The organism is Blattabacterium cuenoti (assembly GCF_014251755.1).
In the GTDB taxonomy this organism is placed as follows: domain Bacteria; phylum Bacteroidota; class Bacteroidia; order Flavobacteriales; family Blattabacteriaceae; genus Blattabacterium; species Blattabacterium cuenoti_AN.
Genome location: NZ_CP059200.1, coordinates 384,746 through 411,456 on the forward strand (window position 1 = coordinate 384,746; position 26,711 = coordinate 411,456).

The following is a 26,711-nucleotide window of genomic DNA, read 5'->3' on the forward strand; positions in this document are numbered from 1 at the left end:
GGTTTCAAATGTCTCAAAGCATAATTAAATAGCAATTGTGAATTAATATACAGAATGGAGAAAAAAATGGTGCACTCCTACTTCATCACGTAAATCCTTGGCAAATTTAAAGATTAAGATGTCTTTGGCAAAATGCTGATTTTTTAAAAATGCAGATAACAGAATGAGGATCTGACAACACAGTAATGGCGTGTGGCAGTTCTTAGTAGGAGGTTGGATGCGCCTAATATCGGCCGTTTCAAACAAATTCTTAAGTAATTAGACAGAAATTCAATATTATTACACTATTTTTGTGCGAAAGAGAACCTTTGTTTGTGTTTTATATTTTTTATCCATTTTCAAAAAATAAAAACCCTTCGAATAATTCAAAGGGATGATATTTCAATTAAATCCAATAAATAATTACACAAATATAAGAATTTCTTTGTTTTTCAAAAAACATGTTATATTATTATGAAAACTTTTCAAACGTTATGAAAAAAATAAAAGTCCACAATCCTATAGTAGAAATAGATGGAGATGAGATGGCGAGAATTATATGGAAATATATAAAAACATACTTTATTTTTCCCTACTTAGATATAAATATTATTTATTTTGATTTAGGAATAGAAAATAGAAATGCAACAAATGATCAAATTACTATAGATGCTGCTTATGCTATCAAAAAATATAATGTAGGAATTAAATGTGCTACAATTACACCAGATGAAGATAGAATGAAAGAATTTCATTTAAAAAAAATGTGGAAATCTCCAAATGGAACTATTAGAAATATTATTAACGGAACTGTTTTTAGAGAACCTATCATAATAAAAAACATACCTCGTTTGATTCCCAATTGGATCAATCCTATATGTATTGCTAGACATGCTTATGCTGATCAATATAAAGCTATTGATTTTATGATTAAAAAAAAAGGAAAGTTATATATTTCTTTTATTCCAGATGATAAAAAAAACCAATCAATAAAATATGAAATTCATCATTTTATGAGCCCTGGTATTGCTATGGGGATGTATAATACAGATCAGTCTATTTATGGGTTTGCTCGTTCTTGTTTTAATTATTCTGTATATAAAAAATGGCCTTTGTTTTTATCTACTAAAAATACTATTTTAAAAGCATATGATGAGAATTTTAAGAAAATATTTCAAAAAATATATGAAAATGAATTTCAATCAAAATTTGAAAACCTACATATCACTTATGAACATCGTTTGATTGATGATATGATTGCAAAAACAATTAAATCAAATGGAAAATTTATATGGGCTTGCAAAAATTATGATGGAGATGTATTATCGGATTGTATTGCCCAAGGATTTGGTTCGTTAGGAATGATGACTTCTGTTTTACTTAGTCCAGATGGAAAAACTTTAGAATCTGAAGCCATTCATGGAACTATCACTAGACATTATAGATTACATCAAAATGGAAAAGAAACATCAACCAATCCTATTGCTTCTATTTTTTCTTGGACTCGTGCTCTTAAACATCGCGCCATTTTAGATAAAAATACAGATCTAAAATCCTTTTCAGAAAATATGGAAAAAGCATGTATAGATTTTATAGAATCTGGAAAAATGACTAAAGATTTATTTCAATTATCTAAAAAAAATGAAAAAGAAAATAACTATTTGAATACCCAAACTTTTCTTAAAGAACTTAAAATATTTTTTGATAAAAAAATCAATAAAAAAGCATAAAATATATTATGTTTTGATTATTTTTTTTATAATTTCTTTTCTTCTAAATTTATCCAATAAATTATCCGTAAAATGAGAAATGAAAAAAATATTTTTTGGTTTATAAAAAATATTTTTTTCATTAAAAATGGAATTTGGAATATACAATGAAAAAGGTTTTCCTTCAATAATTAATACAACTTTTTCTCCCAAAATTTTATCTGGAATTGAGGATATAAAAAATCGTCTTTCATAAGGAATAAAAGAACTAATTTGTTTTTCTATTAATTCAGGACTAATTTTAATTCCTCCACTATTAATGACATTATCATATCTACCTATCCAAATAAATGTATTTTTAGATATCATATGAACAATATCATTTGTTTGAAAAAATGAATTCATATAACATGAAGAAAAAACCCTCAAACAATTTCTATTGTCTACACTCAAAATAACATCTTGAAATGATTTATAAAAAATGGATTTATTAGGACCATTAATTCGTTTTATAGCTATATGACCTAAAGTTTCTGTCATACCATAAGTGGCATAACAAATTGTTGAAATATTTTGCAATTTTTTTTCCAAAAAACTTGAAATGGAATATCCTCCTATTAAAATTATATTAATATTTTTCAAGTATTTTAAACTATAAAAAACTTGTATAGGAACCATTGATGTAATGTCAAAATATTCTTTAATATTTTTTAAAGGATTAGATGATGGAGGAACACAATATATTTTCCATTTAAAAATGATAGCACGTACTAAAAACATTTTAGCAGCTATAAAATCTGGAGATAAACATAACAATCCTTTAATTCCTTTTTTTTTAAGCTTTAAAAATTCTACAGTTTTTATAGCTCTTTCGTACATATGTTTTTTACGTAAAGAAATAACTTTAGAAAACCCTGTTGTTCCAGAAGTTATACCTAATATAATAGGTTTATTATCATACCAATCTCTCAAAAAAGAAAAAATGGATTCCTTCCAATCATTCTCTTTTTTTTCTTTATTTTCTTCTTTTTCTTTAGAAAAGAAAATGAATTTTTTTTTTGAAGAAAAATCAATCCACATTTTTTTTATTTATTGAATAACATTTTTATGTTCCATTTTATAGATGGATTATACCAAATAGAACCATTTTTAATTTTTAAAGGTGAAATCCAATTGTTTACGTATAAAATACCCGTATTTAATCCATGTACATTAAATTTTTTATATTTTTTCTGCATTATAAAGGTCCATTGAGCAATAGCATTAATTCCAATATTACTTTCTAAAGAAGAACTAATATACCATTTTATTTTTCTTTTAGTCGCTTCTATTATCCATTCTTCAGATCCAAAAAATCCACCATTTATACTTGGTTTTAATATAATAGACTGAGGTTTAATAATATCCAATAACTTTGTTTTTTTTTTAATTCATGAATATTTGCTAATTCTTCATCTAATGCTATAGGTAATTTTGATTTTTTACATATTTCTGACATATCTTTCCAATTTCCAGATGATATTGGTTGCTCCATGAAATCAATTATTCCCAAATCATAAAATTTATTTAAATAATAGAAAACTTTTTTAATATTTTCAAAGCAACCATTTGCATCTATACGTATTTTTAAAAATGGATATTTTCTTTTTATGTTTTTTAAAATAAAATATTGATTATCAATCAATTTCATATTGATCTTCATTTTTATCAATGAAAAGCCTTTAATAATTTGATTTTCTATTTTTTCCATTGCATATTTTTTATCTTTATTAAAAGAATTCAACCACATTAAACTATTTATAGGAATTCCTTCTATACCATAAGTAAAATTAGAATGATATAACATAGGAAATTTATTTTTTAAGCTTAAAAAAGCTTGTTCTAATCCAAATAAAATAGATGAATAAGAAATATATTTATAATAAAAACACATTTCCGTTCTTTTGAAGAACGAAATTATCTTGGAAAGATTTTTAAGTTCTATTTCAAATTTTTTTAAATTTTTTAAAGCAAATTGGTCCAATATTGGGTTGCATTCTCCTATTCCTATTTTATTATTTTGTGTTAAAATAATAAACCATATAGTATTTTTTCTAAATGTTCTATTAGAATTAAATATTGTTTTTTGAAAACAAAATATTCTTTTTTTCAAAAAACAATTCAATGTTTTGAAATTATTCATGCATTAAACATATATAGTCTTTCCTTTTTCCAATAAAATTAATTCTTTTCCTTTTTCAAAAAATCTTTTTTTTGCTTGTTCTTGATCAATTCGAATATCTTCAAAAGTATTATAATGAACACCTAATATTTTTTCAGATTTCAAAAAATCTGAAGCAAGAATAGCTTCTTCTATGTCCATAGTATATCTACCACCTATTGGTAAAATAGAAAGGTTCAATTTCCCAAAATTAGGAATAAGATTCATTTCATACATCACAGATGTATCTCCTGATATATATAGATTTCCTTCATCTGTATGTAAAAGAAAACCTCCTGGATTTCCTCCATAAGTACCATCGTTAAAAACACTGGAATGAGCAGCCCAAGTATATTTTAATTTTCCAAAAGGAAATGATGTAAAAGAACCATAATTGATTCCATATGTTTTTATTCCTTTTTTATAAAAATAATTAGATATTTCATAATTAGAAATAACTAAAATATTATGGAAATTACGTGATAATAATTCTACATCACAAACATGATCATAATGTGCATGAGTCAATAAAATATAATCAATTTTTTTTGTAAAAATTTTTAAAAAATTGATATTCTTATCAAAAGAAGGATTTCCAGAAAAAAAAGGATCTACTAATAAATTTTTTTCATGAATTTCTAATATACACGTGCTATGAGAAAAAAAAGTAACTTTCATATGACAATTTAATTTATAAAACCAATTCCTATACTCAATCCATGTAAAAAAATGAGTATTACTAATTTTTTCAATTCTAAATTGAACAATTTTTTTTCTTTTATAAAAATTATTTTCAAAATATGTAATATTAAAAGAATAGAAATAAAAATAAAAAAAATCCATTGATAAACAGATTTTTGATTCAAAAAAATAAAATATCCTCCTAAAAATATTGATATTAATATAACAAATGTATGATATAATTTAGCATATTTTATACCCAACCATACAGACATAGTATATTTTCTATTTTCATAATCATTATCCAAATCTCTCATATTATTTATATTCAAAACTCCTACATTTAAAAAACCTATATCTAAAGAAAGAAAAAATATATCCATACATAAAGTATGTGTATATAAAAAATAACTTCCTTCTACTGAAAGAATACCGAAAAAAATCATAACAAATAAATCACCCATTCCTGTTATATATCCATATGGACGAGATCCAATAGAATATCTTATTGAACTATATATACATATAAAAATTCCTATGAAATAGATGAAAAAAATAAAAATATGATTCCATAAAAGAGTTTTACAAAATAAAAAAAAACCTGAAAAAAAAGATAATATAGAAAATATAAAAATGGCTTTTTTCATTTCTAATAAAGAAATAAAACCACTTTGAATTGTTCTTTTAGGACCTATTCGTTTATAGTTATCTACTCCTGTTATGCTATCTCCATAATCATTTGAAAAATTGGCTAAAATTTGTAATAACAAGGCGGTAATAACACATAAAATATAAGAAATTAAACTTACATTTTTTCTGGATTGAGATATAAGAAAACTCAAAGTTATTCCATAAAAAGATAAAGGTAAAGTATGAATACGAGTGGCACGAATCCAGTATTTTAATTTCATAAAAACTTCGTAAACTTTTTAAAATTGGGAGATCTTTTTTCTAAAAAAGCTTTTTTTCCTTCTTGAGATTCTTCCATTAAATAAAACATTAAAGTAGCATCTCCTGTTAATTGCATCAAACCATGTTGCCCATCCAATTCAGCGTTTAAACTACGTTTTATCATCCTTAAAGACATTGGACTTCGTTTTTGTATAATTTTACACCATTCTATCGTTTCTTTTTCCAATTTCTTTTTTTTTACAACTTTATTAATCAACCCCATTTTAAAAGCTTCTTTAGCTGTATATTTTTTACATAAAAACCACATTTCTCGTGTTCTTTTTTGTCCAATATGACGGGCTAAATATGAACTACCAAACCCTCCATCAAAAGAACCTACTTTTGGACCTACCTGACTAAAAATAGCATCGTCAGATGCTATAGTTAAATCACAAACAACATGCAAAACATGTCCTCCTCCCACTGCATATCCATTAACCATCGCTATAACTGGTTTAGGAATTTCTCTTATTTTTTTGTAAAAATCCAAAATATTCAATCTGGGAATTCCATCTTTACCTAAATATCCCCCCATGCCTCTTGTAGTTTGATCTCCTCCAGAACAAAAAGATTTTTCTCCAGCCCCAGTTATAATTAATACATCTATATCATTTCTGATACTACATATATTTATAGCATCTATCATTTCATTAACTGTTTCTACACGAAATGCATTATGACACCATGGTCTATTAATCTCTATTTTAGAAATACCTTCTCCAAAAAAAAACAATATATCTTCATATTTTTTTATGGAAACCCAATTTATAGTAGAATTCATAATAAGAAAATTGAAAATTGATGTTTATTTTTACAAAATAACAAAAAAAATAGATTTTATGTTATGTACCGAAATATGTTATCTCTCTCTGCAGGAGTTTTAATCAGTATTGTAGAAATGTTTTTTTCCATGAAAATTGTGAAAAAATGGTTTACAGAAATACAATTTCTTCCATTGAAAAAATTCAAGTATATTTTAACTGAAGCTCCTACTGAATTTTTTATAGTTTTAATTTTTTTTTATGCTTTTAGCACATTATTAGGAAGTATGATAACTGCTTTTATTGCACAAAATGCAAAAAAAGCTTATGCTATATTAACAGGTTTCATTTTATTCATTATTACATTATTTTACATGTTTTGTTATCCATTTCCGTTATGGTTTAAAATCATAATATTATTTGTTTTTTTCCCTTTTTCATATATAGGAGGTAATTTTATAGAATTTTTACAAAGAAAAAAATGAATAAATTAATAGATAAATAAATCCAGATACATATCCTATTAAAGCAATCCAACTAATATTTTTTAAATACCAAAAAAAATCTATTTTTTCCATACTCATAGCTGATACACCTGCAGCAGATCCTATAAGAAAAATGCTTCCTCCTGTTCCAGAAACATAAGCAATAAAATGCCATAAATCATGATTAAAAGGATAAGAAAACATAGTTATAGTAGCAGCCACTAAAGGGACATTATCTATAATAGAAGAAATTAATCCGAATAAAAAAGTTGTGATTTTCCATGTAGAAACTCTTTCATTTATCCAATGAGATAAACTATATAAACTTCCTATAGATTCTAAAGAAGAAACAGAAAGTAAAATTCCCAAGAAAAATAAAATACTAGATATGTCTACTTTTTTAAATGCATCATCTAAAATAGATGTAGATCTATATTTTTTGGATACTATAATAAGTATAATTCCTAAAGAAAACATCATCCCCATATACGGAGGAATTCCAATTATAGTTTTGAAAACTGGAACAAGCAACATCAGAGACAAACCTAGTTTTAATATAAAAAATCCTCTATTTTTACAATATTTTGATAGATTATTTTTTTTTATTTGAATGTATCCATTAAAAACAGGCATATAAGATGCTATTAAAGTAGAAATAATCATACATAATACAGATGGTATAAATATTTTTTTAATGAGAAAAATTGTAGTGACTTTATTAGAGATCCATAACATAGTTGTAGTTATATCTCCAATTGGAGACCAAACTCCTCCTGCATTAGCAGATATGATAATTAATCCTAAATAATATAAACGATCTTTGTAATTGGAAATTGTTTTTTTCAAAATAGAAATCAAAACCATAGTAGCTGTAAGATTATCTATTATAGCAGATAATAAAAAAGAAATTGTACTTATAATCCATAAAAATTTACGTTTTGTATTTGTATAAAACAAATCTTTGATAGCCTCAAATCCAGAATATTTTTCAATGATAGCAATAATAGACATAGCTCCAATAAGAAAAAAAACGATTTCAGATGCTTTTCCTAAATGAAATAATAATAAATATTTAGGATTTTTTTTCAGAATCAAATGTTGATCTAATTCATATTCATATACAGGAATATTTAAAAATATAATTAAAGACCAACAAATAACAGCCATCAAAATAGATGGAATAACTTTATTCAAAGAAAAAAAATCCTCAAGAGCAATTAATAAATATCCAAAGATAAAAATTAAGATTACCATTGATTTTATATTGCTCTATTTATTTTATTCTTATTATTATTGATAAATGTTTAATTCCATTTTGAATAAAATGAATATTTTCCAAGTGTATTTTCAATACGTAATAATTGATTATATTTTGAAATTCGTTCAGAACGACACAATGAACCTGTTTTGATTTGTTCAATATTAAATGCAACAGATAGATCGGCTATAAAAGAATCTTCAGTATCTCCAGAACGATGGGAAATAATATTTTTATATTTATTTTTTTTAGCGATATCAATTGTTTCAATTGTTTCTGTTAGAGTTCCTACTTGATTGACTTTAATTAAAATAGAATTTGCTACTTTTTTTTCTATTCCTTCATTTAGTTTTTTTACCTGTGTAACAAAAAGATCATCTCCAACTAATTGAATTTTATCTCCTATTTCATGAGTCAATAGTTTCCATCCTTCCCAATCATTTTGATCCATTCCATCTTCAATAGATATAATTGGATATTTTCTGACTAAATAAGATAAATAGTGAATATGTTCTTCTCTTGATTTTATCAAATTCTTTGTTTTATTTTCTGATTTTTCAAAATGAGAATAATCATATTTATGATTTTTATAAAATTCAGAAGCAGCACAATCTATAGCTATTGCTATTTGATCATAAGGTTCATAATTTGCCATATGTATAGCTTCTAATATATGATCTAAAACATCTTCTATTCCATTATTAAAATTAGGAGAAAAACCTCCCTCATCTCCTACACTGGTTGAAAAACCTTTTTTATCTAAAATATTTTTTAGATGATAAAACACTTTATGTCCCATTTGAATAGCTTCTGTAAAAGAATTTGCTTTGATAGGAACTATCATAAATTCTTGAAAAACTATAGAAGAAGTATTTGAGTGTTTTCCTCCATTTACAATGTTTATCAAAGGAATAGGAAGTACACAGGTATAAACTCCTCCTATATATTTATAAAGAGGAAGATTTAATTCATTTGATGCCGCTTTTGCAGTTGCCAAAGATACAGCTAAAATAGCATTAGTACCCAATCTTTTTTTATTAATTGTTCCATCTAGTTTTAACATTGATTGATCAATGCAAATTTGATCTAAAACGGATTTTCCAATTAATTCAGGAGTAATAATGTCATTAATATTTTGAACCGCTTTTAAAACTCCTTTTCCAAAAAAAATATTTTCTTTGTTATCACGTAATTCAAAAGTTTCATATCTTCCTTTTGATGTTCCAGATGGAACAGAAGCACGTCCTAGTATATTGTTTTCCGTTATAACATCTACTTCTACAGTAGGGTTTCCTCTAGAATCCAATATTTGCCTAGCCTGAATATTTTTAATTTTACTCATTATTCACTCTTTTTATTTTTTTTCTGCTGCGTCTTACAGATTTTTTTCTTTTTTTAGAATCATAAATTTCATTGAAATCTACTAATTCTATAAGAGAAAAAGAAGCTTGATCTCCAAAACGGAATCCAGTTTTGATTATTCTTGTATATCCTCCAGGACGTTCACGTATTTTTTGAAAAATATCCTTAAATAGTTCTGATACTGCTGTTTTATCTTTTAAATATGAAAAAATATTTCTTTTGGAATGAGTGGTATCAATTTTTGATTTTGTGATAATAGGTTCTATATATTTTCTTAAAGCCTTAGCTTTAGCTAAAGTGGTAAAAATTCTTTTCTTTTTAATAAGAGAAGAAGCCATATTAGAAAGAAGAGATTTACGATGTCCACGTTTTCTTCCTAAATGATTATTCTTATTTCTATGATTCATGAATTAATAATCTCTATATCTATGTTTCTTTGAATTTTAATTGATATTCTTCTATTTTCATTTCAAAATACAAACCTTTTTCCTTCATTTTATTTTCTAATTCATCTAAAGATTTTTTACCAAAATTTCTCATTTTTAATATATTACTTCTGCTGCAACTGACTAAATCTTCTATAGTTGTTATAGATGCTGATTTTAAACAATTTTTTGTACGAACAGATAGATCCATATCACTTAATTTTGATTTTAACAAAGTTCGCATTCTAACAAAATCTTCATTATATTTTTTATTTTCATTAATTGTTTCTTGTTTCTTTTCGCCTATTTTTTCATAAGAAAAAATAGAGAAATACTGAATTAATATTTTTGAAGCTTCCATTAAAGCTAATTTTGGACAAATAGATCCATCTGTTTTAATTTCCAATGAAAGATTTTCAAAATCTGTTTTTTGTCCTACACGACAATTTTCTATCGTATATTTCACATTTTTTATAGGAGTAAAAATAGAATCTATGGGAATAGTTTCAATTGAAATTTCAGTTGTTTTTCTATTGTCTTCTGCAGGAACATAACCTCTCCCTTCTTCAATCGTAAAACTTATTTCTAAAGGAACTAATTCGTCTTTATTGCAGATAATTAAATCTTCATTTAAAATTTGAAATCCAGAAATAAACTTATTTAAAATTTTTCCTGTTACTTGTTTTTCATGATTTACATAAGCATTTACAGTTTCTTTACAAGTTCCTGATATTTTTTGTTTAAAACGAATTTTTTTAAAATTTAAAACGATTTCAGTAACATCCTCAATTACTCCTTCTATAGTAGAAAATTCATATTTAATTCCTTTTATTTTAATAGAAGTAACTGCAAAACCTTTCAAAGAACCTAATAATACTCTTCTTAACGCATTTCCTAATGTAATTCCATATCCAGGTTCTAAAGGGTTTAAATGAAAAATACCTTTATTATCTGAAAACTCAGATATTGTAATTCTATCAGGTTTTACAAAATCTAGAAGAGCCATTTGATTTACTATTATTTTAGTTTATTTATTTTGAATACAATTCAACAATTAATTGTTCTTTAATATTTTCAGGAATTTGGATTCTCTTGGGAATCATTTTGAATATACCCAACATATTTTTTTCATCTAAAATTAACCATTCTACCAATGGTCCTGTTTTTTTATTATATATGGAATTCAATATGATAGGATGTTTTTTAGATTTTTCTTTTATTTCTACTTTATCTCCTGGTTTTAATCTAAAAGATGGAATATTTACTATTTTTTTATTTACAAGAACATGTCTATGAGAAACAATTTGACGAGCAGAAGATCGAGATGGAGCAAATTTTAATCTAAAAACTATGTTGTCTAAACGGCTTTCACATGCTTGCAATAATAATTCTCCAGTTATTCCTTTTTTTCTTGAAGCTTCAAGAAATAAACTTTCAAATTGTCGTTCTAATATTCCATAAGTATATCTTGCTTTTTGTTTTTCTATTAATTGAATAAAATATTCTGAACGTTTTCCTCTACGACGGTTATTCCCATGTTGACCAGATGTATTTTTTTTCCTTCCAAAATATTTATCTTCTCCATAAATACATTCTCCAAATCTTCTAGAAATTTTAGTTTTAGGTCCTATGTATTTTGCCATAATTTCCTGATTGTTAATAAAAGAATTAAACTCTTCTTCTTTTAGGAGGTCGACACCCATTATGTGGTAAGGGAGTTATATCCTTTATTATCGTGACTGTAATTCCAGAATTACTTAATGCTCGTATAGCTGCATCTCTTCCAGCTCCAGGCCCTTTAACTTTTACTTCCACTTTTTTTATTCCGGCATTTAATCCTTTTTTTGCTACATTTTCCGCTACCATTTGAGCGGCATATGGAGTATTTTTTTTAGATCCTCTAAAATTCATTTTTCCAGCAGAAGACCATGCAACTACATCCCCTTTTTTATTTGTTAAGGTAATAATAATATTATTAAAAGTAGCTTGAATATGTGCTTCTCCCAATGGATCTACTACTACTAATTTTTTTTTATGATTCCCCAATGATGATTTTACCATATTTATTTTGTAACTTTTTTCTTATTCGCTACAGTTTTCTTTTTTCCTTTTCTCGTTCTACAATTATTTTTTGTTTTTTGACCTCTTAATGGTAGATTTTTTCTATGTCTAGTTCCCGTATAACATCCTATATCCATCAATCGTTTGATATTAAATTGTATCTCAGATCTTAATTCTCCTTCAATTTTTATATAATCAGATATAAATTTTCTAATTTTACTGATATCATCATCAGACCAATCTTCCACTTTTTTATTTTCGTCTATTCCAATAGAATGAAGTATTTTCTTTGATATACTTCTCCCTATTCCATATAAATAAGTAAGACCAATAACTCCTCTTTTAGATCTCGGAAGATCTATTCCTGAAATTCTTACAGACATAAAGTATACCTGTATTTATTCAACCTTGTCTTTGTTTAAATCTAGGATTTTTTTTATTAATAATGCGTAAATGTTTTTTTCTGCGAACTATTTTACAATTATCAGTTCTTTTTTTTAAAGATGCTCTTATTTTCATATAAATAAAATTTAATTTTGTATCAATATCTATAAGTTATTCTTCCTCTTTCTAAATCATACGAGGACATTTCTAATCTTACTTTATCTCCTGGTAGGATTTTTATGTAATGCATTCTCATTTTTCCTGAAATATGAGCCTTAACAATACATCCATTTTCTAATTCCACACGAAACATTGCATTTGGAGATGAATCTATAATAGTACCATCAACTTCAATATGCTTTTGTTTAGCCATAATATCAAATATATTTTGTTTTTTGTTTACTAAATAATATACACAAAAAAATTATTATTTGGTATATTTGTTACTACTACGATATTTTGTCATCATTAATCCATCATAATGATAATTTAAAAGATATACATTTACTTGTTGTGAAATATCTAAAATAACTCCTACTACAATTAGTAATGAAGTTCCTCCATAAAATAATGAAAAATTTTGAGTAAATCCTATACGAAAAACTATGGATGGCAATATTGCTATTATTGCCAATAAAATAGCACCAGGTAATGTTATTATGGATAAAATATGATCTATATATTCAGCAGTTTCTTTTCCAGGTTTAATTCTAGGAATATGACCTCCATTTCTTTTTAAATCATCAGCCATTTGATTTACTGGAATAGCAATTGCTGTATAAAAAAAAGTAAAAATTATAACTAATATAAAAATAGTTAAATTATACCATAAACCATAAATATCTTGAAAAAGATGAAAAAAATTTTTAATATTTATGTTTTTAATATGATCAGAAAAGGTTAATGGAAATAGCATAATTGCTTGAGAAAATATGATAGGCATAACACCAGCTGATGTCATTTTAAGTGGTATATATTGATGTTTTTTATGAATTAACTGGGAGTCTAAATCTAACCCCAAAGATTTATAATGAGAAACGTATTGTACTGGTATTTTTCTTATTGCTTGAATGATTATTACAGAAAATAAAATAACTAATAACCATAACAGAAATTCAAGAAATAAAACGATTAAACCTCCATTTCCAATTTCTAATTTTCTAAAAACTTCTTTACTTATAGCATCTGGAAAACGTGCTATGATTCCCGACATAATAATTAAGGATATTCCATTTCCTATTCCTTTATCTGTAATTTTATCTCCTAACCACATAGTAAATAAAGTTCCTGAAGTTAAAATTATTACTCCTATAATCCAAAATATACTTTTTCCATAAAAAGTATTTAAATCGATTAAATAAGTAGTTTTAGAAGAAGAAAAAGGAATAAATTGTTGAGTAAAAGAAATAAGATATACAGGTGCTTGAATGAAACATATACCTACAGTTATCCATCTAGTAATAAAACTAATTTGCTTTCTTCCACTTTCTCCATCTCTTTGCAATTTTTGTAAATAAGGAATAATGATGCACATCAATTGTATTATAATAGAAGCAGATATATAAGGCATAATACCTAAAGCAAAAACAGATGCGCGATTGAAAGCTCCTCCTGTAAAAGAGGATAAAATTTGCATCAAACCCTTAGAACCTGAATGAAATTTTTCTATAAAATCACTAATTCCCAAAGGATTAATTCCTGGAATAGGAACATAAGCTCCAAAACGATATACTAATAATAAACCTAAGGTTATTCCTATTTTTTTTCGTAATTCTTTTACATTCCAAATATTGAAAAAAGCTATTATAAAATTATCCATAATAATTATTCCATAAATGTGGCTTTTCCTCCTATTTTTTTTATGGAAAATAAAGCTTTTTTGCTAAACTGATTTGCATGTATATTTAATGAAATATGAAGTTCACCTCTTCCTAAAATCTTAACAAAATCATTTTTTTTAGCTAAATTATTTTTCAAATAAAATTCTTTATTGACAATATTATTATTATTTTCTTGTTTTTGAGAAATATTATTAATACAATTTTGAATTGTATCTAAATTAATTCCAACAATTTTTTTTCTAATATTTCCTTTAAATCCAAATTTTGGTATTCTTCTTTGAAGAGGCATTTGTCCTCCTTCAAATCCTTTTTTTTTAGAAAAACCGGATCTAGACTTTGCTCCTTTATGACCTCTACCACAAGTTCCTCCCTTTCCTGAACCTTGACCCCTTCCCAATCTTAATTTTCCTTTTTTAGATCCCTTGTTTGGATGTAAATGATCAATTTTGAAATAAAATTCATCCATTATACACTTGCTTTGTAGTAATACCTCTTTGTTTTGCTATAATATAAACATCTCTCATATAGCTTAATGCTTTGATTGTTGCTTTTATGACATTATGATGATTAGAAGATCCTTTAGATTTTGATAAAACATTCCTTAATCCTGCCGCTTCAAGAACCGCTCTTATAGGACCTCCAGCTATTATACCTGTCCCATCAGATGCTGGTTTAATAAGAATATGCGCTCCTCCATATTTAGACTCTTGTTCATGAGGAACAGTTCCATTGGAAATATATACCTTACAAAGATTTCTTTTTGCTTGTTCTCCAGCTTTATGAATTGCGTCAGGAGCTTCTTTAGATTTTCCAAAACCATAACCTACTATTCCATTTTCATTTCCTTTAATAACAATAGCACTGAAACTAAAATATCTTCTTCCTTTAGTAACTTTACAAACTCTTGTTACTCCAACTAATTTTTCTTTTAATTCTAATCCCGTATATTTTATTCTTTTTCCATACATAATTTTAAAATTTCAATCCTATTTCTCTGATTCCCTCGGCTAAAGATTTAATTCTTCCATGATATGAATACTTTCCTTTATCAAATACTAATTTTTGTATTTTCAATGTTTTTGCTCTATTTCCCAATAATTTTCCTACTTCATAAGATAATTCGGTTTTATTTTTTTTATACTTATGAAAGTTTTCTTCTTTGGAAGAAGCTGAAACTAAAGTAGTTCCACATAAATCATCTATAATTTGTACATATATTTCTTTATTACTTCTAAAAACAGAAATTCTCGGTCTATTTGAATTTCCAAAAATTTTTTTGAATTTTTTTTTTTTCATTTTAAAATTATTTTTAAGCGGATTTTCCTGTTTTTCTTCTAACTTCTTCTCCAAAATATCTTATTCCTTTTCCTTTATAGGGTTCTGGTACTCTGAAAGATCTAATTTTTGCCGCTATTATACCCAATAATTGTTTGTCATAAGATTTTAAAATAACAATATAATTTTTTCCTTTTTCAGATTGAATTTCTACATTTATTTCTTTAGGAAGTTGCATCATAATATTATGAGAAAAACCTAAATCTAAATCTAAAATTTCTTCATTATAATAAGCTCTATATCCAATTCCTATTAATTCCAATTTTTTTTGAAATCCTTTTGAAACTCCTATAATCATATTTTTAATTAACACATGATATAATCCATGCAAAGATTTAGATTTTTTATCTTCCTGATTTCTAATAATTAATAATTGATTATGATCTAAATTTAATTGAAATTGTTTTGAAATTTTCTGACTTAATTTTCCCAAAAAACCTGTTACGAATATTTCGTGATCAATAATTTTCAGATTTACATTATTAGGAATAATAATAGGTTTTTTTCCAATTCTCGACATTTTTTAACTTTTTACCAATTAATAATAATCAATATACATAACATAATATTTCTCCTCCTATTTTTTTCTTTTTTGCTTGTTTATCTGTTATAATTCCACTAGAAGTGGAAATAATAGCAATCCCTAACCCATTCAATACTCTAGGTATATTTTTATATTTACAATATTTTCTTAATCCTGGTCTACTAATTCTAATAATTTTATGAATAACAGAAATATTTTCTTTATAATATTTTAAAGCTATTTTAATTATTTTTTGATTTTTTTCTATTCTATAATCTAGAATATATCCATTTTCTAATAAAACACGAACAATTTCTTTTTTTATATTAGAAAACGGAACTTCAATAAGTTTGTGTTTGACGAAACTAGCATTTCGAACCCTAGTTAAAAAATCAGCTATTACATCCATAATACATATTTTTCGTTACCAACTTGCTTTTTTGACTCCTGGAATAAGTCCTTGAGAAACCAAATTTCTAAAAACAATACGAGATACTCCAAACTGACGCATATATCCTCTACATCTTCCAGTAATAGAACACCGATTTTTTAATCGAACAGGAGAAGCGTTCCTTGGCAATTTTTGTAATAATTCATAATTTCCAGCCTTTTTTAAAGATTTTCTTTTATTTTCATATTTTAAAACCATTTTTTCTCTTTTCCTTTGTCTTGCTTTAACAGATTCTTTAGCCATTTGTATTTTTTTTAAAAGGTATTCCAAACAAAGATAAAAGACTTTCAGCTTCCTCGTTTTTTTTTGTAGAAGTAACAAATGTTATATTCATTCCCATATTTTTTTTAATTTTATCAATATTTATTTCAGGATAAATCACTTGTTCTATGATCCCCATATTATAATTTCCATAATTATCAAAACTATTTTTTTTTACTCCATTAAAATCCCTCACTCTAGGTAAAGAAACAACAATAAGTCTTTCCAAAAATTCGTACATCCTTATTCTCCTCAAGGTCACTTTAACTCCTATCGGCATCCCTTTTCTAAGTTTGAATCCTGATTCATCATGTTTAGAATAACAAAAAATAGCTTTTTGTCCTGTAATATTTGTTATTTCATTCATAGAATAATCTATGATTTTTTTATCAAAAACATACGAACCTACACCTTGATGAATAACTATTTTTTTTAGTCTAGGAACTTCCATAATAGAACGATACCCAAATTTTTTTATCAAAATAGGAATTATTTTTTCTTTGTAAAGTTTTTGAAACTTTGATTGATAAATCATATTTGATTCTAATTAATTTTTTTCAAATTAGATAAATGTATAGGGGCTTCTTTTTCTATAATTCCACCTTTAGGTTTTTTTGGAGTCGGTTTAGTATGTCTTTTAATCATATTTATTCCACGTATAATAGCCTTATTTTTTTTTGAAAAAATTTTAACAATTACACCTTCAGTTCCCTTATAATTTCCTGAAAAAACCAATACTTTGTCTTCTTTTTTTATTTTTTTTTTCATAAAAAACATTTTTATAAAACTTCTTGTGCTAAAGAAATAATTTTCATATATTCTTTTTCTCTAAGTTCTCTTGCCACTGGACCAAAAACTCTTGTTCCCATTATTTCTCCAGAAGCATTAATTAATACACAAGCATTATCATCAAAACTTATGTAAGATCCGTCTTTTCTTCTAGTTCTACTTTTTGTTCTGATCACTATAGCTTTACAAACTTGTCCTTTTTTTACTATATTTCCTCCAGAAACAGCCACTTTTACAGTAACTACAACAATATCACCCAATGAAGCATATCTTCTTCTAGTCCCACCTAATACCCTAATAATTAAAACTTCTTTAGCTCCTGTATTATCCGATACTTTACATCTAGATTCTTGCTGTAACATTATCAATCATATTTTTTCAATATAGAAACTAATCTCCAAGACTTTTTTTTACTCATAGGACGTGTTTCCATAATACTGACTTTATCTCCATTTTTAGACATATTTTTTTCATCATGAACCATATATTTTTTTTTTTTCGTGATACTTTTTCCATAATATCTATGTTTTACTTTTTTAATTTCATATACAACAACAGTTTTGTTCATTTTATCACTTATAACTATTCCTTGTCTTTGTTTTCGAATATTTCGAGCTTTTTTCTCAGATTGATGAGGCATCATTGGTTTCTTTTATTATATTCTGTTTTTAATTTAGCAATGTTTCTTCTAAGAAATCTAATTTTCATAGGATTTTTTAATGCTTTTACATGATGATGAAACTTCATATTTTGATAATCTTTTTGATATTGTTTAATTTTTTTCATCAAATCATGAATTGAAAACTTTTTTATATCTAAATTATTCATAATTTTATTTCATGAGAAAAAACAAATTTCACTTTTATAGGAAGTTTTTGAGCAGCTAACCTTAATGCTTCTTTAGCTATATTCATCTCCACTCCATCTATTTCAAATAATATTCTACCAGGTTTAACTACAGAAACCCAAAATTCAACAGGACCTTTTCCTTTTCCCATACGTACTTCCTGTGGTTTTTTTGTAGCAGGTTTGTCAGGAAAAATATTAATCCATAATTTTCCTTCTCTTTTCATATATCTTGTAGCAGCAACTCTTGCTGATTCCAATTGTCTAGCAGTAATCCATGCTCCTTCTAAGGCTTTAATGCCATACAATCCTCTAGAAAAAAGAAATCCTTTTTTAGCATTTCCACGAATTCTTCCTTTTTGTTTTTTTTTATATTTCGTTTTTTTCGGTTGTAACATATATTAAATACTTAAAACATATAGAAAATATAAAAATTTATTTATTTTTTTTTCTATTCAAATGATAAGATTTATGACTTTTTTGTCTTTTCTGAGTTCTTAATAATGGAGTTAATTCTCTTTTTCCATACACCTCACCTTTCATTATCCATACTTTAATTCCTATACTTCCATAAACAGTATGAGCTACTGCCATATGATAATCTACATCTGCACGAAAAGTTCCAAGAGAAATTCTTCCTTCTTTGTAAGTTTCACATCTTGCCATTTCTGATCCATTGAGTCTTCCAGAAATCTGTATTTTTATACCTTGAGCATTCATTCTTATAGCAGAAAGAATGAATAATTTCATTGCTTTTTTATAAGATACACGGTTTTCAAGTTGTCTAACCAAACCTTTCGCAATCAGTGGAGCATCTAACTCAGGACGTTTCACTTCATAAATATTGATTTGCACTTCTTTTTTAGTAAGTTTTTTTAATTCTTTTCTTACTGTATCTACTTCATCTCCTCTTTTTCCTATTACAAGAGCTGGTCTTGATGTTCTAATCGTAATTGTTATAAATTTTAAAGTTCTTTCTATAAAAATACGGGAAACTATTCCTTTTGGAAATCTAGCTTCTAGATATCTTCTTACTTTAAAATCTTCTTGTATTCTATCTTTGTAATTATTACACCAACTAGATTGCCATCCTGTTATAATTCCCAGTCGATTTACAATTGGATTTGTTTTTTGTCCCATAATTATATTTTTCTTTTTTTGTCTAAAAAAGCTATAATATTACTTGATCTTTTCCTTATTCTATGTCCTCTTCCTTGAGGAATAGGACGTAATCTTTTTAAGGTTTTTCCTTGATTGACTCTAATTTCTTTTATATATAAGAATTCTTTATGTTCAAGATTATATTGATTATGTTTTATCTTCCAGTTAGATAATAAAGAAAAAAGTAATTTTTTGAAAATCAAAGAAATTTTTTTTTTTTTACTATAAGTTAAGAGATCTAAAGCTAGATAAATTTCTTTATTTTTAATTAAATTTGCGATTAATCTCATTTTTCTAGGAGAATTTCTTATTCCATTCAAAGAAGCTGAAACTATGTTCGTTTCTTGTTTCATTCTTTTCTAATTTTTTGTTTTCAATTTATTTTTGGATCCTGCATGTCCTCTAAAAATACGAGTAGGAGCAAATTCTCCAAGTTTATGACCAATCATATTTTCCGTAATAAATACATTAATAAATTGTTTTCCATTATGAACAGAAAAAGTTTGTCCGACAAAATCGGGTAAAATTGTGGAAGGCCTAGACCAAGTTTTAATTATCGTTTTTTTATCTAATTTTAGATTATTCAATACTTTTTTATGTAATTTGTGAGAAACAAATGGTCCTTTTTTCAAAGATCTTGCCATGATTCTAAATATTTATTTCTTTCTTTTTTGTAAAATATATTTATTAGAATATCGTTTTTTAGAACGAGTTCTAAATCCTTTAGCAGGTTTACCTTTTCTATCTCTAGGTATTCCTCCAGAAGCTTTTCCTTCTCCTCCTCCCATTGGATGATCTACAGGATTCATAGCAACGCCTCTTGTTCTAGGTCTCCTTCCTATGTTCCTTTTTTTTCCAGCCTTTCCATATGTTTCTAATTGATGATCAGAATTAGAAACAACTCCAATTGTGGCCATACAAGTAACCATGATCATTCTAACTTCTCCAGAAGGAAGTTTAATTGTCGCATATTTTTCATCTTTTGCAAATAATTGAGCAAAAGATCCAGCACTTCTTGCTATTTTAGCACCTTGTCCTGGGTTAAGTTCTATACAGGATAGATTAGTTCCTAAAGGGATTTCACTTAAAAAAGTAGAATTTCCTATGTTAATAGGTATATTTTTTCCGGAAATTACTTTTTTTCCTACTTTAAATCCTTCCATTGATACAATATATCTTTTTTCCCCATCTTTATAATGAAGTAAGGATATAAAACAAGACCGATTAGGATCATATTCTATAGATTTAATAATAGCAGAAATTCCAAATTTTTTTCTTTTAAAATCTATTTTTCTATATTTTTTTTTATGTCCACCTCCAATATAACGCATAGTCATACGACCTATATTATTTCTACCTCCAGATTTACACTTTCCTTTTACCAAAGTCTTTTCGGAATTCCACTTTGTAAGTTGATCAAAACAATTTACAATTCTAAAACGTTGACCAGGTGTTATAGGTTTTAACTTTTTTATTGACATTAATTAAAATTCTTCTTTGTTTAAAAAATCAATTTTTTGATTTTCAAAAAATTGAACAATAGCTTTTTTTATTTTATTAGTTCTTCCATAAAGAAACCCTTTTTTAGTATACTTAGATTTGTTTTTTCTAGGATAAATCATTGTTCTAATATTTTTTACAGAAAATCCAAATAATTTATTTATTCTTTTTTGAATTTGAATTTTATTGCAATTTATATCTACAGAAAAAGTATAACAGTTATATTTATTTTTTTTATAAGATTTTTCTGTGATAAAAGGTTTTATTAAAATCATATTTATTTTTATTAGTGTATAGATAAAAATTGATACATCTTATGTATGGAATCTTCAGAAAAAATAATATACGAAAATTTTATCAATGAAAAACAATCTAATTCATTTATACTTAATAACTTAAAATTATTTAAATTTCTAGAAGATAAATATAAGTTTTTGTTTGTTTCTCCAATTACCATTAATGATTTTTTATTTTCTAATTGTAAAGATTTTAATAATTTTAAAAAAAATTTAGTTTTTGGAATATTTAATTTTAAATTTTCTATAATTAAAATTTTATTACGTACTAATTTTTGTTCTATAAGAAATTTTCTGACTATATTTTTAGTACGTTTATTTAATTTTGTTAAATATTTTCTTGGTTTAGGACCAAAAACTCTTCCCCCTCCTCTAAAAATAGGATTTTTTATGTCTCCTTTTCTAGAGCCTCCAGTTCCTTTCTGTCTATGTAATTTTTTAGTACTTCCAGATACCTCTCCTCTTTCTTTAGACTTATGTGTTCCTTGACGTTGAGCTAATAAATATCTTTTTATCTCTAAATACAAAGAATGATTATAAGATTTTTTAAAAAAAATAGTTTCGTGAAACTCTATTTTTTTATCAGTATCATTTCCTTGAATATCTAAAATTTTTAATTTCATTCTTTTTTTTGAATCATTAAATATGAATTTTTATTTCCTGGAACTGAACCTTTTAAAATCATAAGATTGTGATTTATTTCTATTTTCAATATTTTTAAATTTTTAATAGTTACGTTTTTTTTTCCCATTTTTCCAGCCATTTTTTTTCCTTTAAAAACACGTGATGGATCAGATCCAGCTCCTATTGATCCTGGAGCTCTCAAACGATTATGTTGTCCATGAGTTTTTTCTCCTACTCCTGAAAAATTATGTCTTTTAATTACACCTTGGAACCCTTTTCCTTTAGAAATTCCTTTTACGTTTACTAATTCTCCTTCTTTGAAAAGATCAATTTTGATCAAATCACCCAAAACAAAATTAGATACTTTATTCATTTTAAATTCCAACAATTTTTTTTTCGGAGATAATCCTGCTTTTTTAAAATGACTAAATAAAGATTTATTAGTTTTTATAACTTTTAAATCATCTATTCCCAATTGAATAGAAGAATAACCATCATTTTTTATCGTTTTTATTTGAACAATATAACAAGGGCCTACTTGAATAAGTGTACATGGAACATGTTCACCATTTTCTAGAAATATCTTAGTCATTCCTATATTTTTTCCTATTAATCCATTCATATTTTTATACTTTTATTTCTGCTTCCACTCCACTGGGCAATTCCAATTTCATTAAAGCATCTACTGTTTTAGATGAAGCGTTATGAATTTGTAAAAGTCTTTTATGAGTAGGAAGAAAAAATTGTTCTCTTGATTTCTTATTTACATGAGGAGAACGTAAAACTGTAAATATTTTTTTTTCAGTAGGCAAAGGAACTGGTCCGTTTAATATAACTCCTGTGGGAAGAACGGAATTTACAATTTTTTCGGCTGATTTGTCTAATAAATTATAATCATAAGATTTTAATTTAATTTTTATATCATGACCCATAGTATATCAATTTTTTCTGCCATTATTTTTTTTTTGCTTTTTATTTTCTATAATTATATTTTCTATCACCGTTTCAGGAACTGAATCATAATGAGAAAATTCCATAACAGAAGTCCCTCTACCAGAAGAAAGTGTTCGTAATACAGTAACATATCCAAACATTTCTGATAATGGAACTAAAGCCTGAATTGCTTTTATATTATTTTTACTACTCATATTTTGTACAATTCCTCTTCTACGATTTAAATCTCCTATTATATCTCCCATATTTTCTTCTGGAATAAGAACTTCCAATTTCATAATTGGTTCTAATAAAATAGGGTTAGTTTTCTTAGCAGCTTTTCTAAAACCTAATTTTCCTGCTAATTCAAAAGATAGTTGATCAGAATCAACAGAATGATAAGATCCATCTAAAACAGTAACTTTAGCACTATCTATTTCATATCCAGATAAAGGACCATTTTTCATCATTTCTTTACATCCCTTTTCTATAGAAGAAATATATTCTTTGGGTATATTTCCTCCTTTTATTTTATTAATAAAAACTAATCCGGTTTGACCTATATTTCCGGGTTCCAATCTAAATAATATATCCGCATATTTTCCTCTACCTCCTGTTTGTTTTTTATAAATTTCTCTATGTTCTACTAAATCCGTTAGAGCTTCTTTATATTCTACTTGAGGCTTACCCTGATTAACTTCTACTTTAAACTCTCGTTTCATTCTATCCACAATAATTTCCAAATGAAGTTCACCCATACCAGAAATAATAGTTTGACCTGTATGATTATCTATTCTTACTTGAAAAGTAGGATCTTCTTCCATTAATTTCGATAAAGCAAAACTTATTTTATCTATATCCGATTTATATTTAGGCTCAATAGCTAACCCAATTACTGGTTCAGGAAATAATATTGTTTCCAACAAAATTGGATATTTTTCATCACACAAAGTATCACCTGTTTTTATATCTTTGAACCCTACTACCGCAGCTATATCTCCAGCTCCAATTTTATTTACTGGATTTTGTTTATTCGCATGCATTTGATATATCCTAGATATTCGTTCTTTATTTCCTGATCTAGCATTAAAACTATAAGAACCTGATTCTATTTTTCCAGAATAAACTCTAAAAAAAGCCAATCTACCAACAAAAGGATCACTTGCAATTTTAAATGCCAAAGCAGAAAAAGGTTCATTTTCACTAGGTTTTCTTTTTTCTTTCTTTTGATTTACAGGATTGACGCCCACTATATCTTTTACTTCAAGAGGAGAAGGTAAATACTTACATATAGCATCCAGTATAGCTTGAACTCCTTTATTCTTAAAAGAAGATCCACATAAAATAGGAATAACATTCATTTTTATGGTATTTTCTCGTAAAGAAAAAATAATTTCATCTTTCGAAAGAGAAGAATAATTTTCCTTTCCATATAAAAATTTTTCCATGATTACATCATCATGTTCAGATAACGTTTCAAGAAGTTGATTTCGATAATCACAAACTATATTTTTCATATTTTCTGGAATAGGAATCTTATAATATGTCATTCCATAATTTTTTTCATCCCATATAATAGATTTATTTTCAATTAAATCTATGACTCCTTTAAAATTATCTCCAATTCCAATAGGAATTTGGATAGGAATTGAATTTGCTCCTAAAATTTTTCGTATTTGAGAACAAACATTAAAAAAATCAGCACCTTGACGATCCATTTTATTTACAAAAGCTATTCTAGGAATCTCATATTTATCTGCTTGTCTCCATATAGTTTCAGATTGAGGTTCTACTCCATCTACTGCACTAAATAAAACGACCATTCCATCCAAAATTCTCATAGATCTTTCTACTTCTACAGTAAAATCTACATGACCTGGAGTATCTATAATATTAATTTGATATTTTCTCTTATTATACATCCATTCACAACATGTAGCTGCAGAAGTAATAGTTATTCCACGTTCTTGCTCTTGTTTCATCCAATCCATAGTAGCCGCTCCATCATGAACTTCTCCTATTTTGTGATTAATTCCTGTATAAAACAAAATTCTTTCTGTAGTAGTAGTTTTTCCCGCATCAATATGCGCTGCAATTCCTATATTTCTTGTATATTTTAAATCTTTTTCCATACATAACTAAAATCTAAAATGCGAAAAGGCTTTATTAGCTTCTGCCATTTTATGAATATTTTCTTTTCTTTTCACAGCTTCACCTTGTTCATGAAAAGCATCCCATGTTTCATATGCCAATTTATGAGCCATCGTCTTTTCATTTCTAGTAGAAGCACTAGCTATTAACAATTTCATTGCTTTTGTAATTTTATTATTAGAAGAAATAGGAACAGGAATTTGAATATTAGATCCTCCTATACGACGATTTCTCACTTCTACATGAGGCATAACATTTTTTAATCCTTCTTTCCATATTTCTAATGCAGACTTTTCTTCTTTTTCCTTTATTATATCTATTTTATCCATAGCATTGTAAAATATATTATAAGCTATATTTTTTTTACCATTTTTCATTAAATGATTCACAAAACGTGTTACTAAAGGTTCATGAAATTTAGGATCAGGAAAATATACTTTTTCTTTTTTTTTAACTTTTCTCATTAATAGTTTAATCTTTTTTAGTTATTTTAGCTCCATATTTACTTCTACTTTTTTTTCTTCCATTAACTCCAGCTGCATCCCTAGCCCCCCGTACTATTTTATATTTCACACCTGGTAAATCCTTTACTCTTCCTCCTTTAACTAATACAATGGAATGTTCTTGAAGATTATGTCCTTCTCCTGTAATATAACTAATTACTTCCCTACCGTTGGTAAAACGAACACGAGCGACTTTTCGCATAGCGGAGTTTGGTTTTTTTGGTGTAGTAGTATAAACTCTAGTACAGACTCCTCTTTTTTGAGGACAAAATTCTAAAGCTACAGATTTCCGCTTTTTAAAAACGGAGTTTCTTCCTTTTCTTATTAATTGCTGTATAGTAGGCATATCCTATATTTAAAATGCAAATTATGTTATTTAATAATAAATTACAAAACTGTAAAATTCATTAATATTAAATATTATGAATTTTTTTATTTTGAAAAGAATCTTCTTCTAATGATTTTATATTAAGTTCTTTATAAATATAACGAAAAGTTGAAAGTAAACAAGGTAATCCATCTACAATCGCCACATTATGTTCATAATGAGATGAATTTTTATTATCTAAAGTAGTAATTGTCCATCCATCTTTATGAAAAACGATTTCAGATGAACCAATGTTTACCATTGGTTCTATAGAAATAACTAATCCTTCTTTTAATTTAAAACCTTTTCCTTTTTTTCCAAAATTGGGTATTTTTGGATCTTCATGCATGTTTTTTCCCAATCCATGACCTACAAGATTTTTTACCACATTATATCCATTTTTTTCAACATAAGATTGGATCGAATAACCTATATCTCCAACATTGTTTCCATATTTACAATTGGATATTCCAATATAAAGGGATTTTTTAGAACATTCTAAAAATTTTTTTGTATCACAAGATACTTTTCCCACCTCAAAAGTATAAGCATGTTCTCCATAAAATCCATTCATATAAACTCCACAATCTATAGATAATATATCCCCTTCAGATAAAAAATCTTTATTAGGAATCCCATGTACTACTTGATTATTTGGAGAAACGCATAAAGTATTCGGAAAATTATATAATCCTAAAAAAGCTGGTTTTCCACCATGATCACGAATAAAACTTTCTGCAAGTTTATCTAAATAAAGAGTATGAATTCCTGGTTTTACTTCTTTAGCTAACATCCCTAATGTTTTAGAAGCTAAAAAAGCACTTTTTTTAATTAAAATTATTTCTTCAATAGTTTTTAATTGTATCAAAATGAA

42 protein-coding genes are annotated in these 26,711 nt (G+C 26.1%); 2 read left to right on the forward strand and 40 right to left on the reverse strand.

What is annotated here, in order from left to right:
• Positions 1 to 473 precede the first annotated feature (473 nt).
• Positions 474 to 1,709, forward strand: a complete 1,236-nt coding sequence (locus H0H57_RS01815; protein ID WP_185863602.1) for an NADP-dependent isocitrate dehydrogenase — start codon at positions 474 to 476, stop codon at positions 1,707 to 1,709.
• Positions 1,710 to 1,715: 6 nt separating this feature from the next.
• Here the strand turns inward: H0H57_RS01815 and H0H57_RS01820 are convergent, their stop codons facing one another.
• From H0H57_RS01820 to menB, 6 genes are read right to left on the reverse strand one after another with little or no spacing between them, the layout of a single operon-like run.
• On the reverse strand, positions 1,716 to 2,768 hold the full coding sequence (locus H0H57_RS01820; RefSeq protein WP_185863603.1) for an acyl-CoA synthetase family protein: 1,053 nt from the start codon (positions 2,766 to 2,768) through the stop codon (positions 1,716 to 1,718).
• Between the two features lie 5 nt (positions 2,769 to 2,773).
• Entirely contained in the window at positions 2,774 to 3,097 is a 324-nt protein-coding gene (locus H0H57_RS03115) for a hypothetical protein (RefSeq protein WP_238784302.1), read from the reverse strand.
• The gene (locus H0H57_RS01825) at positions 3,064 to 3,840 is read right to left on the reverse strand and encodes an enolase C-terminal domain-like protein (protein WP_238784303.1); all 777 of its coding nucleotides are present in this window, start codon (positions 3,838 to 3,840) and stop codon (positions 3,064 to 3,066) included. Before H0H57_RS01825 ends, H0H57_RS03115 begins: the two co-directional genes overlap by 34 nt.
• Before the next feature lie 33 nt (positions 3,841 to 3,873).
• The gene (locus H0H57_RS01830; RefSeq protein WP_185863604.1) at positions 3,874 to 4,566 is read right to left on the reverse strand and encodes a metal-dependent hydrolase; all 693 of its coding nucleotides are present in this window, start codon (positions 4,564 to 4,566) and stop codon (positions 3,874 to 3,876) included.
• Between the two features lie 8 nt (positions 4,567 to 4,574).
• Positions 4,575 to 5,480: a 1,4-dihydroxy-2-naphthoate octaprenyltransferase gene (gene menA / locus H0H57_RS01835; protein WP_185863605.1), complete on the reverse strand. Its 906-nt coding sequence runs from the start codon at positions 5,478 to 5,480 to the stop codon at positions 4,575 to 4,577.
• Positions 5,477 to 6,301, reverse strand: a complete 825-nt coding sequence (menB, locus tag H0H57_RS01840; RefSeq protein WP_185863606.1) for a 1,4-dihydroxy-2-naphthoyl-CoA synthase — start codon at positions 6,299 to 6,301, stop codon at positions 5,477 to 5,479. The genes menA and menB overlap by 4 nt, the downstream gene beginning before the upstream one ends.
• A gap of 63 nt (positions 6,302 to 6,364) precedes the next feature.
• Here menB and H0H57_RS01845 point away from each other — a divergent pair, with 63 nt between their 5' ends.
• Positions 6,365 to 6,766 (forward strand): hypothetical protein, encoded by a 402-nt coding sequence (locus H0H57_RS01845; protein WP_185863607.1) that lies wholly within the window; start codon positions 6,365 to 6,367, stop codon positions 6,764 to 6,766.
• Here H0H57_RS01845 and H0H57_RS01850 read toward each other — a convergent pair.
• The 34 genes from H0H57_RS01850 to map form a co-directional block, all read right to left on the reverse strand.
• On the reverse strand, positions 6,749 to 8,020 hold the full coding sequence (locus H0H57_RS01850; protein ID WP_185863608.1) for an SLC13 family permease: 1,272 nt from the start codon (positions 8,018 to 8,020) through the stop codon (positions 6,749 to 6,751). The genes H0H57_RS01845 and H0H57_RS01850 overlap by 18 nt on opposite strands.
• Before the next feature lie 50 nt (positions 8,021 to 8,070).
• Positions 8,071 to 9,366 (reverse strand): phosphopyruvate hydratase, encoded by a 1,296-nt coding sequence (gene eno / locus H0H57_RS01855; protein ID WP_185863609.1) that lies wholly within the window; start codon positions 9,364 to 9,366, stop codon positions 8,071 to 8,073.
• Positions 9,359 to 9,793: a 50S ribosomal protein L17 gene (rplQ, locus tag H0H57_RS01860; RefSeq protein ID WP_185863610.1), complete on the reverse strand. Its 435-nt coding sequence runs from the start codon at positions 9,791 to 9,793 to the stop codon at positions 9,359 to 9,361. The genes eno and rplQ overlap by 8 nt, the downstream gene beginning before the upstream one ends.
• A 19-nt stretch (positions 9,794 to 9,812) precedes the next feature.
• Complete coding sequence (locus H0H57_RS01865) at positions 9,813 to 10,817, reverse strand: DNA-directed RNA polymerase subunit alpha (RefSeq protein WP_185863611.1); 1,005 nt, start codon at positions 10,815 to 10,817, stop codon at positions 9,813 to 9,815.
• 25 nt (positions 10,818 to 10,842) lie between these two features.
• Positions 10,843 to 11,454, reverse strand: a complete 612-nt coding sequence (gene rpsD / locus H0H57_RS01870) for a 30S ribosomal protein S4 (protein WP_185863612.1) — start codon at positions 11,452 to 11,454, stop codon at positions 10,843 to 10,845.
• Between the two features lie 25 nt (positions 11,455 to 11,479).
• Positions 11,480 to 11,872 (reverse strand): 30S ribosomal protein S11, encoded by a 393-nt coding sequence (rpsK, locus tag H0H57_RS01875; protein ID WP_185863613.1) that lies wholly within the window; start codon positions 11,870 to 11,872, stop codon positions 11,480 to 11,482.
• A gap of 2 nt (positions 11,873 to 11,874) precedes the next feature.
• Positions 11,875 to 12,255, reverse strand: a complete 381-nt coding sequence (gene rpsM, locus H0H57_RS01880) for a 30S ribosomal protein S13 (RefSeq protein WP_185863614.1) — start codon at positions 12,253 to 12,255, stop codon at positions 11,875 to 11,877.
• Between the two features lie 19 nt (positions 12,256 to 12,274).
• Positions 12,275 to 12,391: a 50S ribosomal protein L36 gene (gene rpmJ / locus H0H57_RS01885; protein ID WP_185863615.1), complete on the reverse strand. Its 117-nt coding sequence runs from the start codon at positions 12,389 to 12,391 to the stop codon at positions 12,275 to 12,277.
• 22 nt (positions 12,392 to 12,413) lie between these two features.
• Entirely contained in the window at positions 12,414 to 12,629 is a 216-nt protein-coding gene (gene infA, locus H0H57_RS01890; protein WP_015429978.1) for a translation initiation factor IF-1, read from the reverse strand.
• Between the two features lie 54 nt (positions 12,630 to 12,683).
• The gene (secY, locus tag H0H57_RS01895) at positions 12,684 to 14,075 is read right to left on the reverse strand and encodes a preprotein translocase subunit SecY (protein WP_185863616.1); all 1,392 of its coding nucleotides are present in this window, start codon (positions 14,073 to 14,075) and stop codon (positions 12,684 to 12,686) included.
• A gap of 5 nt (positions 14,076 to 14,080) precedes the next feature.
• Positions 14,081 to 14,563, reverse strand: a complete 483-nt coding sequence (rplO, locus tag H0H57_RS01900) for a 50S ribosomal protein L15 (protein ID WP_185863617.1) — start codon at positions 14,561 to 14,563, stop codon at positions 14,081 to 14,083.
• Entirely contained in the window at positions 14,556 to 15,065 is a 510-nt protein-coding gene (gene rpsE, locus H0H57_RS01905) for a 30S ribosomal protein S5 (RefSeq protein WP_185863618.1), read from the reverse strand. The genes rplO and rpsE overlap by 8 nt, the downstream gene beginning before the upstream one ends.
• Before the next feature lie 4 nt (positions 15,066 to 15,069).
• Positions 15,070 to 15,393, reverse strand: coding sequence for a 50S ribosomal protein L18 (gene rplR / locus H0H57_RS01910; RefSeq protein ID WP_185863619.1), 324 nt, complete (start codon positions 15,391 to 15,393; stop codon positions 15,070 to 15,072).
• 13 nt (positions 15,394 to 15,406) lie between these two features.
• Positions 15,407 to 15,952, reverse strand: a complete 546-nt coding sequence (rplF, locus tag H0H57_RS01915; protein ID WP_185863620.1) for a 50S ribosomal protein L6 — start codon at positions 15,950 to 15,952, stop codon at positions 15,407 to 15,409.
• A gap of 28 nt (positions 15,953 to 15,980) precedes the next feature.
• Positions 15,981 to 16,364 (reverse strand): 30S ribosomal protein S8, encoded by a 384-nt coding sequence (rpsH, locus tag H0H57_RS01920; RefSeq protein ID WP_317168241.1) that lies wholly within the window; start codon positions 16,362 to 16,364, stop codon positions 15,981 to 15,983.
• Positions 16,365 to 16,379: 15 nt separating this feature from the next.
• On the reverse strand, positions 16,380 to 16,649 hold the full coding sequence (gene rpsN, locus H0H57_RS01925) for a 30S ribosomal protein S14 (protein WP_185863621.1): 270 nt from the start codon (positions 16,647 to 16,649) through the stop codon (positions 16,380 to 16,382).
• A complete protein-coding gene (gene rplE, locus H0H57_RS01930; RefSeq protein ID WP_185863622.1) occupies positions 16,642 to 17,202 on the reverse strand; it encodes a 50S ribosomal protein L5 in 561 nt (186 codons plus the stop codon). Before rplE ends, rpsN begins: the two co-directional genes overlap by 8 nt.
• Positions 17,203 to 17,210: 8 nt before the next feature.
• Positions 17,211 to 17,435 carry a 50S ribosomal protein L24 gene (rplX, locus tag H0H57_RS01935; RefSeq protein ID WP_185863623.1) on the reverse strand — a complete coding sequence of 75 codons (225 nt, stop codon included), beginning with the start codon at positions 17,433 to 17,435 and terminating at the stop codon, positions 17,211 to 17,213.
• 11 nt (positions 17,436 to 17,446) lie between these two features.
• Positions 17,447 to 17,818: a 50S ribosomal protein L14 gene (rplN, locus tag H0H57_RS01940; RefSeq protein WP_185863624.1), complete on the reverse strand. Its 372-nt coding sequence runs from the start codon at positions 17,816 to 17,818 to the stop codon at positions 17,447 to 17,449.
• A gap of 2 nt (positions 17,819 to 17,820) precedes the next feature.
• A complete protein-coding gene (gene rpsQ / locus H0H57_RS01945; protein WP_185864091.1) occupies positions 17,821 to 18,096 on the reverse strand; it encodes a 30S ribosomal protein S17 in 276 nt (91 codons plus the stop codon).
• Positions 18,096 to 18,284, reverse strand: a complete 189-nt coding sequence (gene rpmC / locus H0H57_RS01950) for a 50S ribosomal protein L29 (RefSeq protein WP_185863625.1) — start codon at positions 18,282 to 18,284, stop codon at positions 18,096 to 18,098. Before rpmC ends, rpsQ begins: the two co-directional genes overlap by 1 nt.
• Positions 18,281 to 18,700 carry a 50S ribosomal protein L16 gene (rplP, locus tag H0H57_RS01955; RefSeq protein WP_185863626.1) on the reverse strand — a complete coding sequence of 140 codons (420 nt, stop codon included), beginning with the start codon at positions 18,698 to 18,700 and terminating at the stop codon, positions 18,281 to 18,283. The genes rpmC and rplP overlap by 4 nt, the downstream gene beginning before the upstream one ends.
• A 37-nt stretch (positions 18,701 to 18,737) precedes the next feature.
• Complete coding sequence (gene rpsC / locus H0H57_RS01960) at positions 18,738 to 19,442, reverse strand: 30S ribosomal protein S3 (protein ID WP_185863627.1); 705 nt, start codon at positions 19,440 to 19,442, stop codon at positions 18,738 to 18,740.
• Positions 19,443 to 19,444: 2 nt separating this feature from the next.
• Positions 19,445 to 19,816 carry a large ribosomal subunit protein uL22 gene (locus tag H0H57_RS01965; RefSeq protein WP_185863628.1) on the reverse strand — a complete coding sequence of 124 codons (372 nt, stop codon included), beginning with the start codon at positions 19,814 to 19,816 and terminating at the stop codon, positions 19,445 to 19,447.
• A gap of 6 nt (positions 19,817 to 19,822) precedes the next feature.
• Positions 19,823 to 20,107 (reverse strand): 30S ribosomal protein S19, encoded by a 285-nt coding sequence (rpsS, locus tag H0H57_RS01970; protein WP_185863629.1) that lies wholly within the window; start codon positions 20,105 to 20,107, stop codon positions 19,823 to 19,825.
• A 12-nt stretch (positions 20,108 to 20,119) separates the two neighbouring features.
• Positions 20,120 to 20,944 (reverse strand): 50S ribosomal protein L2, encoded by an 825-nt coding sequence (gene rplB / locus H0H57_RS01975; protein ID WP_185863630.1) that lies wholly within the window; start codon positions 20,942 to 20,944, stop codon positions 20,120 to 20,122.
• A 3-nt stretch (positions 20,945 to 20,947) separates the two neighbouring features.
• On the reverse strand, positions 20,948 to 21,238 hold the full coding sequence (locus H0H57_RS01980; protein ID WP_185863631.1) for a 50S ribosomal protein L23: 291 nt from the start codon (positions 21,236 to 21,238) through the stop codon (positions 20,948 to 20,950).
• 11 nt (positions 21,239 to 21,249) lie between these two features.
• Positions 21,250 to 21,882 carry a 50S ribosomal protein L4 gene (rplD, locus tag H0H57_RS01985; protein WP_185863632.1) on the reverse strand — a complete coding sequence of 211 codons (633 nt, stop codon included), beginning with the start codon at positions 21,880 to 21,882 and terminating at the stop codon, positions 21,250 to 21,252.
• Positions 21,879 to 22,505: a 50S ribosomal protein L3 gene (gene rplC, locus H0H57_RS01990; RefSeq protein WP_185863633.1), complete on the reverse strand. Its 627-nt coding sequence runs from the start codon at positions 22,503 to 22,505 to the stop codon at positions 21,879 to 21,881. Before rplC ends, rplD begins: the two co-directional genes overlap by 4 nt.
• Before the next feature lie 4 nt (positions 22,506 to 22,509).
• A complete protein-coding gene (rpsJ, locus tag H0H57_RS01995) occupies positions 22,510 to 22,815 on the reverse strand; it encodes a 30S ribosomal protein S10 (RefSeq protein ID WP_185863634.1) in 306 nt (101 codons plus the stop codon).
• 6 nt (positions 22,816 to 22,821) lie between these two features.
• The gene (fusA, locus tag H0H57_RS02000; protein WP_185863635.1) at positions 22,822 to 24,948 is read right to left on the reverse strand and encodes an elongation factor G; all 2,127 of its coding nucleotides are present in this window, start codon (positions 24,946 to 24,948) and stop codon (positions 22,822 to 22,824) included.
• Positions 24,949 to 24,954: 6 nt separating this feature from the next.
• Complete coding sequence (gene rpsG, locus H0H57_RS02005; protein ID WP_185863636.1) at positions 24,955 to 25,431, reverse strand: 30S ribosomal protein S7; 477 nt, start codon at positions 25,429 to 25,431, stop codon at positions 24,955 to 24,957.
• A gap of 7 nt (positions 25,432 to 25,438) precedes the next feature.
• Positions 25,439 to 25,816, reverse strand: a complete 378-nt coding sequence (rpsL, locus tag H0H57_RS02010; protein ID WP_185863637.1) for a 30S ribosomal protein S12 — start codon at positions 25,814 to 25,816, stop codon at positions 25,439 to 25,441.
• A gap of 67 nt (positions 25,817 to 25,883) precedes the next feature.
• Positions 25,884 to 26,705 (reverse strand): type I methionyl aminopeptidase, encoded by an 822-nt coding sequence (gene map / locus H0H57_RS02015; RefSeq protein ID WP_185863638.1) that lies wholly within the window; start codon positions 26,703 to 26,705, stop codon positions 25,884 to 25,886.
• Positions 26,706 to 26,711 lie beyond the last annotated feature (6 nt).